Origin of the sequence: Bacteroides sp. D22, from assembly GCF_000163675.1 — a bacterium.
In the GTDB taxonomy this organism is placed as follows: domain Bacteria; phylum Bacteroidota; class Bacteroidia; order Bacteroidales; family Bacteroidaceae; genus Bacteroides; species Bacteroides xylanisolvens.
Map to the genome: position 1 here is coordinate 229,685 of NZ_GG774803.1, position 9,011 is coordinate 238,695.

Here is a 9,011-nt window from a genome sequence, read left to right on the forward strand (position 1 = left end):
GGAGGAAACCTTTTGAGTGAAGATGGAGATCAGAGTACTCAGCAGGAATAGTGGCTTTCTCCTCTAAATAAAGAATAAAGCAAGTATCCTGAGAAACATGATTGACTAGGGTAAAGTAATCAAGGATTCCTGAAGGCAAGAACAAGCTTAAAGAAGCAACAGGATCAATCGTTTGGGAAGAGGATGTTTTCATGATGCAAAAATAAGAATTTTAACGCAATCCCCCAAGGTTTCAGACTGAGCCTTAATTTCGTCCGAAATTCGTCTGACCTAAAATGAAAAATAGCCATAAACTTATCGTTTACAGCTATTTAACTCTGCACGGGAGGAGAGGCTCGAACTCCCGACACCCGGTTTTGGAGACCGGTGCTCTACCAACTGAGCTACTCCCGTGTTTGCGGCTGCAAAGGTAGTAGAAACTTCTGAATCTCCAAACATTCGGGTAAATAAGTTTTGAATTATTTTAATTTTTCCCACTCATCGGGTTTAAAACCGACCAGAACGAGGCTGTCTGTCACTACCAATGGGCGTTTCACCAATTTACCGTTCGTAGCCAATAGTGCTATCTGTTCTTCCTCACTCATAGCAGGCAGCTTCTCGCTTAGTTTCAGCTCTTTATATACTAATCCGCTCGTGTTGAAGAATTTCTTCACCGGTAAACCGCTGCGCGGAATCCATGCTTTTAATTCTTCAACCGTAGGATTTTCTTCTACAATTAATCGGTTTGTAAACTCAATGTTATTTTCTGTTAACCATTTCTTGGCTTTCTGGCATGTGCTGCATGCCGGGTACTGCAAAAATAATGTTGCCATATTCATTTATAATTTAATTCATACTATGTAATACTTAACACTTAATACTTACCACTTAAACCTCACTTCAATATCTGCAAATCCTGAAACATAATCCGGTAAGCGGCTGCTTTCTTGTCCAACGCTAGTGGATATGCTCTTGATGATGAAGGCATCCGGTAAAGCCGCATGGCGCGTCCTTCAAAAACGAACTCGGAGTAATCGCCTACTTTCGGCTCTTCTATTTCGAATTGCTGCCGGAGAGTGTCCGTTGCTTTTTGTCCCGTAGTGACGATGGCTTTGCATTCGGGAAGTTGTCGCAGCAATGCTGCTACATCGGTAGCCTCCACTACTTCGAGAAACTTATCCGATGCGTTATCCTGCAACCGGCGGATGGATGAAGCGGTATCAAACAGGGCAATTCCCTTTTCGTTCAAAAAATCTATGATTTGCTCACGACAAAACGATTTTAGTGTTGAATTCAGAAAGTGATTCTTATCATTAAAGAATAAGATTCCATATATACGCCACATGTCATTGTTTAGGTTTGGATAATAAAAATCCATCGACCATCTTTTTTTCTGTGGCGGGAAACTGCCCAGCATAAGCAATTTTGATTTCGCTGGGAGAAATGGTTCTAGCGGATGTGTTTCGATTTCCATGTTATCGTTCATTTTAATTTCGTACAAAAATAGTGATAATGTTTATTTCCCTCAAAATCAATGAGAAAAAATGCTAGATTTAAAATATTTAGTTATTTTTGCGGTGTGATGAACAAACAGTATCTTATTATATCATTGAAAAAAGAAATTTTAGTAAGTTGTTTCTTAATGAGCTTATTTTTCCTGAAGGGTGGGAATTGTTATGCTTCAGAGCAACAACTGTTAAGAGGGACGATAGAAACTCCTTCTGACAATTATACCGTGAGAGGGCGTGTTATTGATGTCTATGGTGAACCACTAATCGGTGCTACAATACGAGAAAAAGGGGGAGCCAATGGTACTGTGACCGATATTGATGGACGATTCTTTTTATCTGTTCCGGATAGTGCTGTCTTGCAGGTTTCTTTTGTAGGTTACAAGACTTTAGAAGTCAATGTGACAGGTCGGACTATGCTTGAAATACGCCTTCAGGAAGACGCGGTGATGCTTGATCATGTCATCGTAACAGCCTTGGGAATTGAAAAGGATGAAGCTACACTGGCTTATTCTGCGCAGAAAATCAAAGGTGAGGAACTAAATCGTATAAAAGAAATAAATATGATTATTGCCCTGGCAGGAAAAGCGGCCGGTGTACAAATCAATAAAAACTCTTCCGGTATGGGAGGGTCTGCCAAAGTCAGTCTCCGGGGAATCCGTTCGGTGTCCGGTGATAATCAACCGCTGTATGTGATAGACGGAGTGCCGATGTCGAATACCTCTTCCGAGCAGGCTTATTCGGCAATTGGAGGTACGGCGAATGCCGGCAACCGTGATGGAGGAGATGGAATTTCTAACCTGAACCCGGAAGATGTGGAAAGCATCAGTATCTTGAAAGGTGCTCCAGCAGCAGCTTTATATGGTAGCATGGCTGCTAACGGGGTCATTCTTATCACTACTAAAAAAGGAAATTCTGTCGGGCAAAGGAATATTAATTTCTCTACAGGACTAACTTTCGAGAAAGCATTCAGCCTGCCTAAAATGCAGGATCGTTATGGTGTCAGTGATGTGGTAGACAGCTGGGGTGAGAAAGAGAATCTGACAGCTCATGATAACCTGAATGATTTTTTCCGTACTGGATTGACCTCAATGACTTCTGTGTCCGTCAGCTATGGAAATGAAACTCTACAAACTTATTTCTCCTATGCCAACACCACCGGAAAGGGGATTATGGATAAAAACAAGCTGAAGAAACATAATATAAACCTACGCGAAACAGCTACCATGTTCAACAAACGTCTGAAACTGGATGGTAATGTGAATGTAATGAAACAGACTGTTGAGAATAAGCCGGTATCGGGAGGCTTTTATATGAATCCGTTGGTAGGGCTTTATCGTTTTCCTCGTGGTGAGAATCTGTCTTATTATAAAGACCATTTTGAAACCTATGACGAAGAACGGAATTTGAATGTGCAAAACTGGCATACATTTACCGAAGACTTCGAACAGAATCCATATTGGATAGTGAACCGTATACAAAGTAAAGAAACGCGTACGCGCATTATCCTTTCCCTTTCGGCAAACTTTAAGATAAATGATTGGTTGACGATTCAAGCTCGTGGCAACATGGACTACTGGGCTGACAAGTTGCGTCAGAAATTCTATGCGTCTACCGCTACTGCCCTGTGTGGAGCGAACGGTCGATATATTGAAATGGATTATCAGGAAACGCAGATGTATGGTGATGTCATGGCGATGTTTAAGAAAACCTGGGGAGATTTTACACTGGATGCGGCTATTGGCGGTAGTATAAATGACCGAATCAGAAACTCGACTCGTTATGATTCCAAGAATGCTTCTCTGAAGTTTGCTAATGTATTTAATATTGCCAATATCATCATGAACAGTTCTGCTAGTATTGACCAGAAAATAGATGAGCATCGTCAGTTGCAATCTATTTTCGGTACAGCACAGATTGGCTACAAGGAAAAATTATTTCTTGATTTGACAGCTCGTAATGACTGGGCATCAACCTTGGCTTATACTGAACATGAGAAAGCGGGATTTGCTTATCCTTCTGTCGGTCTTTCCATATTGCTTGATAAATGGGTGAAGCTGCCCGAATGGATTTCTTTTGCGAAACTGCGTGGTGCCTATAGTAAAGTGGGGAACGATATTCCTGTATTTGTCACTAATTCCACTTCTCATATCGGTGCCGGTGGCGAGATACAGGCAAATGATGCAGCTCCTTTCAAAGATATGGAGCCGGAAATGACTCATGCCATGGAATTCGGAACGGAATGGAGATTCTTCCAACATCGGTTAGGAATCAATCTGACCTATTATCGTACCAATACTTATAACCAGTTCTTCAAACTTCCTGCTCTTGCAGGTGACAAGTTTGCTTACCGGTATGTGAATGCCGGAAATATCCAAAACCAAGGATGGGAAGTGACACTGAACGGAACTCCGATACTGACTTCTGATTTCACCTGGAAAACTTCCATCAACTTCTCTACCAACAAGAATAAGATCGTGAAGCTGCACGACGAGTTGAAAGAATTAGTCTACGGACCTACGAGCTTTTCTTCCAGTTATGCAATGAAACTGGTGAAAGGTGGTTCTATTGGTGATATCTACGGTAAAGCTTTTGTACGTGATGCCGCAGGAAACATTGTTTATGAAACAGAAGGAGATTACAAAGGACTTCCATTGGTGGAAGGTGACGGAAATACGGTGAAAGTAGGAAATGCCAACCCTGTCTTTATGATGGGATGGGACCACACATTCTCTTACAAAGGATTCAGCCTTTATTTCCTGCTTGACTGGCGTTACGGAGGAAAAGTCCTTTCGCAAACACAAGCGGAAATGGATCTCTATGGCGTATCGGAAATTACGGCTGATGCACGTGATAGGGGATATGTGATGCTTGAAGGTCAGCAGATCGATAATGTGAAAGGATTCTATAAAAATGTAGTGGGCGGGCGTGCCGGAGTGACAGAGTATTATATGTATGATGCCACTAATTTACGGTTGCGCGAAGTATCGTTGAGCTATAATTTCTCAAAGAAGTGGATACAGAAAACGAAGGTTCTGAAAGATGTGCAGCTTTCGTTTGTGGCCCGCAATCTATGTTTCTTATATAAGAAAGCTCCTTTTGATCCGGATTTGGTACTTTCCACCGGAAATGATAACCAAGGGATTGAAGTATTCGGCATGCCTACAACCCGTAGTTTGGGCTTTACTCTGAAATGTGAATTTTAAAGGTAGGAGAGAGAAATGAAGAGAAAATATGTATATCTATACTTGTTGGGCTTACTGCTCTTTTCTGTAGCATGTACCGGTAATTTCCGTGATTACAATACCGACTTGTCCGGTATCACGGATGATGACCTGATTATTGACGACAATGGTTATGGAATCCGTTTGGGTATTATTCAGCAGGGTATTTATTTTAATTATGATTTCGGAAAAGGGAAGAACTGGCCTTTCCAGCTGATACAGAATCTGAACGCAGATATGTTCGGTGGATATATGCATGACGGCAAACCCTTGAACGGAGGTTCGCATAATTCCGACTATAATATGCAGGATGGTTGGAACAGCGCCATGTGGACGCATATGTATTCTTATATTTTCCCGCAGATATACCAATCGGAGAATGCTACCCGGAATACACATCCTGCTTTGTTCGGGATCACGAAAATATTAAAGGTGGAAGCAATGCATCGTGTGACGGATTATTATGGTCCCATCATTTATAAGAATTTTGCGAATGCGGAAAAGCACTACCGTCCTGATAAACAAAAAGATGTTTATTATGAGTTTTTCAATGAACTCGATTCTGCCGTGGTTGCCCTCACCGGTTATATAGAGGAGAAACCGGAATTCAATGGATTTGCACGTTTTGATATTTTGTTGGATGGTAAATACCCTTCCTGGGTAAAGTTTGCCAATTCGTTGCGTTTGCGTCTGGCTATGCGTATTGCCTCTGTTGCCCCCGATAAGGCACGTGCTGAAATACAGAAAATAAAAGAAAACGATTACGGCTTCTTTGAAGCGGAAACAGGCGGTGCAGTCGTTTCTACCAAATCCGGATATACCAATCCATTGGGAGAACTTAACCGTGTGTGGAATGAAACTTACATGAGTGCTAATATGGAATCAATCTTGGCCGGATATAATGATCCCCGTCTTGGAATTTATTTCGAACACTGTACGGATGAAACCCTGAAAGGACAATATCGTGGAATTCGTCAAGGGACATGTTTTGCTCATAGTCATTATTCCGGATTGTCGAAGCTGTTTGTCAAGCAAAGCACCGATGCGCCTCTGATGACTGCTTCGGAAGTTTGGTTTCTGCGTGCCGAAGCTGCATTGCGCGGGTGGACGGATGAAGATGAAGAAACCTGTTATCAGAACGGTGTAACTACTTCTTTCCATCAATGGGGAATCTATGGTGTAGAAGATTATCTGCAAAGTGAACGGAAAGCCTCTGACTTTATAGACACGTATGATGAAGAAAATAATATAGAGGCCCGCTGTAAAGTCTCTCCCAAATGGAATCCGCTGGATGATAAGGAAACGAAACTGGAGAAGATCATTACGCAGAAGTGGATTGCTATGTTCCCGGAAGGTTGCGAAGCCTGGGCAGAACAAAGACGAACAGGGTATCCCCGTTTATTTCCCGTACGATTCAACCATAGCAGAAACGGATCTATCGACACGGAGATTATGGTGCGCCGTCTAAACTTCCCCGGTACCTTACAGACGGAAGCCCCGGAGCAATATTCCGCGCTTGTGGAAGCTTTAGGAGGAAACGATCATGGAGGTACAAGGCTTTGGTGGGACACGGGAAATAATAACCTGGAATAAAAAAAGATAAAAGTAGTGTGTTTATATGTGTAGCTTTAACTATTTTTGCATCTTCATTTAAACACATTTACTTATGAAACAGATTATCTCTGCTCTTTTCCTTTGTATGTTGCTCTCTGCCGTACCGGGATTGCAGGCGCAAAACATCCAGTTACATTATGATTTTGGACGTTCTTTGTATGATAAAGATTTGCAAGGTCGTCCGCTGTTAACTTCCACAGTAGAGAAGTTTCATCCTGATACTTGGGGAAGTACTTATTTCTTTGTCGATATGGATTATACCTCCGAAGGTGTCGCTGCCGCTTATTGGGAAATAGCCCGTGAAGTGAAATTCTGGAAAGGTCCTTTCTCTGCGCATCTTGAATATAACGGTGGATTATCCAAAGGTATGTCTTATAAAAATGCTTATCTGGCAGGAGCCACGTATACCTTTAATAATGCTTCTTTTTCCAAAGGCTTCACACTGACCGCCATGTATAAGTATATTCAGAAACACTCATCACCCAACAACTTCCAGTTGACAGGTACATGGTACGTAAACTTCTGCCGTAACCTGCTCACTTTCTCCGGCTTTGCCGACTGGTGGCGCGAAGAAACGAACTACGGAAAGACTATCTTCCTCTCCGAACCACAATTTTGGGTAAACCTGAATCAAATCAAGGGAGTAAATAAAAACTTCAATCTAAGCGTTGGCTCCGAAGTCGAATTGAGCAATAACTTCGGTGGTCGCGATGGCTTTTATGTGATCCCGACGCTTGCTCTGAAATGGACGCTGAACTAAAAAAATCGAACCAAAAAACGGATTAAAAAGCGAGTTAAAAGAAATAGAGTAAAAAGAAGTCAGGCTAAAAGAATCCGAACTTCAGAGGAATCTCCGTTTATCCCTTTGTGGAACTTACAAAATATATAGAACAACCTATTAAATGAAAACTGATTTAATCTACGGCGTAGAAGACCGTCCCCCTTTTAAAGACGCCCTGTTTGCGGCTTTACAACATCTCTTGGCTATTTTCGTGGCAATTATCACACCGCCGCTTATCATAGCGAGTGCCTTGAAACTGGATGTAGAAAAGACAAGCTTTCTAGTTTCCATGTCCCTTTTTGCTTCGGGAGTATCTACCTTTATACAATGCCGTCGTTTCGGTCCGATAGGAGCAAAGCTGCTCTGCATCCAGGGAACCAGTTTTTCTTTTATCGGTCCTATCATCGCCACAGGAATGGTAGGCGGATTGCCGTTGATTTTCGGTTCCTGTATGGCTGCCGCACCTATCGAAATGATTGTCAGCCGCACATTCAAATATTTGCGTAATATCATCACTCCGCTGGTTTCCGGTATTGTCGTACTGCTTATCGGATTGAGCCTGATAAAAGTAGGTATCGTATCTTGCGGAGGTGGATATGCAGCTATGGATAACGGTACGTTTGCTACCTGGGAAAACCTGTCTATTGCAGCACTGGTACTTCTTAGCGTCTTATTTTTCAACCGTTGTGGGAACAAATACCTGCGCATGAGTTCCATTGTACTCGGACTTTGTCTGGGTTATGGTTTGGCATTTGTTTTGGGAAAAGTGGATATGAGTGCATTGAATGTAGAAATGCTGATGAGCTTTAATATTCCCCAACCTTTTAAATATGGTGTTGATTTCAATGTGTCTTCTTTCATAGCCATTGGTCTGGTCTACCTGATAACTGCCATCGAAGCAACAGGTGACGTGACTGCCAACTCTATGATTTCCGGACTTCCCATTGAAGGAGATTCCTATTTGAAACGAGTTTCCGGTGGAGTAATGGCAGATGGATTCAACTCCTTCCTCGCTGGTATATTCAACTCTTTCCCCAACTCCATCTTTGCACAGAATAACGGTATTATCCAACTGACCGGAGTAGCCAGCCGCTATGTCGGTTATTATATCGCAGCAATGCTCGTTCTTTTGGGATTATTCCCTATCGTAGGTGCCGTATTCTCCTTAATGCCCGATCCTGTATTGGGTGGTGCAACCTTACTAATGTTCGGTACAGTAGCAGCGGCAGGAATCCGTATTATCTCCTCACAAGAAATAGGCCGTAAAGAAACTCTGGTATTAGCAGTCAGCCTTTCCTTAGGCCTAGGAGTAGAATTAATGCCGGACGTATTACAACAAGCCCCGGAAGCAATTCGAAGTATCTTCTCTTCAGGGATCACCACCGGAGGCCTAACTGCAATTATTGCAAATATAGTAATACGTGTAAAAGAATGATGAATAAGTATTAAGTATTAACCGACAAGTATCAATCAACAAGTTTAAGTATTAATCGACAAGTATCAAATAGCAGGTATTATCCAGCAGCTTCGGTAATACTTATTACTTAATACTTTGGGATATTCCTAAAATAATAAAATTTAAGGCAACTAATTCATTGCGAGTTAGTTGCCTTTTTTGTATCTTTAAGCATTCCCCCCAAAAAACGGTTTGACGGCCAAAACGGGGGTAATTAAAAATAAAAACACATGGTAAAGATACAAAAAATCTCAGAAATCGAACCTTGTTTAGGTTTTACCGAGTTCGATATGCTTAAAAAATATCGTCAAAGTTTTGCAACGAGTGAATTAGGTCGCCTCCATTCTCTGTTCCCTTTCTCGGAACTGGCCCGACAAATGCATTTGAAGTCCTCTCCTTTTGGGCGTAAAAGTTATTTTTCTCCCGAAGGTAAAATAGCCTTGATGGTC

At 41.9% G+C, this 9,011-nt stretch carries 6 protein-coding genes, 1 tRNA gene and 2 pseudogenes; 5 read left to right on the forward strand and 4 right to left on the reverse strand.

Translation table 11 applies throughout. From position 1 onward, the window contains the following. The 4 genes and pseudogenes from HMPREF0106_RS27795 to HMPREF0106_RS14410 all read right to left on the reverse strand — a co-directional run. Positions 1–193, reverse strand: a pseudogene (locus HMPREF0106_RS27795) (transposase); the annotation flags it as partial. Between the two features lie 127 nt (positions 194–320). Further along, positions 321–393: transfer RNA gene (locus HMPREF0106_RS14420), tRNA-Trp, on the reverse strand. Positions 394–458: 65 nt separating this feature from the next. Further along, positions 459–812, reverse strand: a complete 354-nt coding sequence (locus HMPREF0106_RS14415; RefSeq protein ID WP_032851261.1) for an arsenate reductase family protein — start codon at positions 810–812, stop codon at positions 459–461. Positions 813–874: 62 nt separating this feature from the next. Further along, the gene (locus HMPREF0106_RS14410; RefSeq protein WP_008021074.1) at positions 875–1,453 is read right to left on the reverse strand and encodes a uracil-DNA glycosylase family protein; all 579 of its coding nucleotides are present in this window, start codon (positions 1,451–1,453) and stop codon (positions 875–877) included. A gap of 108 nt (positions 1,454–1,561) precedes the next feature. Between HMPREF0106_RS14410 and HMPREF0106_RS14405 the strand changes: the two genes are divergently transcribed. The 5 genes and pseudogenes from HMPREF0106_RS14405 to HMPREF0106_RS14385 all read left to right on the forward strand — a co-directional run. Further along, the gene (locus tag HMPREF0106_RS14405; RefSeq protein WP_009039745.1) at positions 1,562–4,693 is read left to right on the forward strand and encodes a SusC/RagA family TonB-linked outer membrane protein; all 3,132 of its coding nucleotides are present in this window, start codon (positions 1,562–1,564) and stop codon (positions 4,691–4,693) included. Between the two features lie 15 nt (positions 4,694–4,708). After that, on the forward strand, positions 4,709–6,304 hold the full coding sequence (locus HMPREF0106_RS14400; protein ID WP_009039746.1) for a SusD/RagB family nutrient-binding outer membrane lipoprotein: 1,596 nt from the start codon (positions 4,709–4,711) through the stop codon (positions 6,302–6,304). Between the two features lie 73 nt (positions 6,305–6,377). Next, complete coding sequence (locus tag HMPREF0106_RS14395) at positions 6,378–7,085, forward strand: DUF5020 family protein (RefSeq protein ID WP_008021077.1); 708 nt, start codon at positions 6,378–6,380, stop codon at positions 7,083–7,085. 142 nt (positions 7,086–7,227) lie between these two features. Further along, entirely contained in the window at positions 7,228–8,541 is a 1,314-nt protein-coding gene (locus HMPREF0106_RS14390; protein WP_008021078.1) for a nucleobase:cation symporter-2 family protein, read from the forward strand. Between the two features lie 251 nt (positions 8,542–8,792). After that, a pseudogene (locus tag HMPREF0106_RS14385) lies at positions 8,793–9,011 on the forward strand (DDE transposase); the annotation flags it as partial.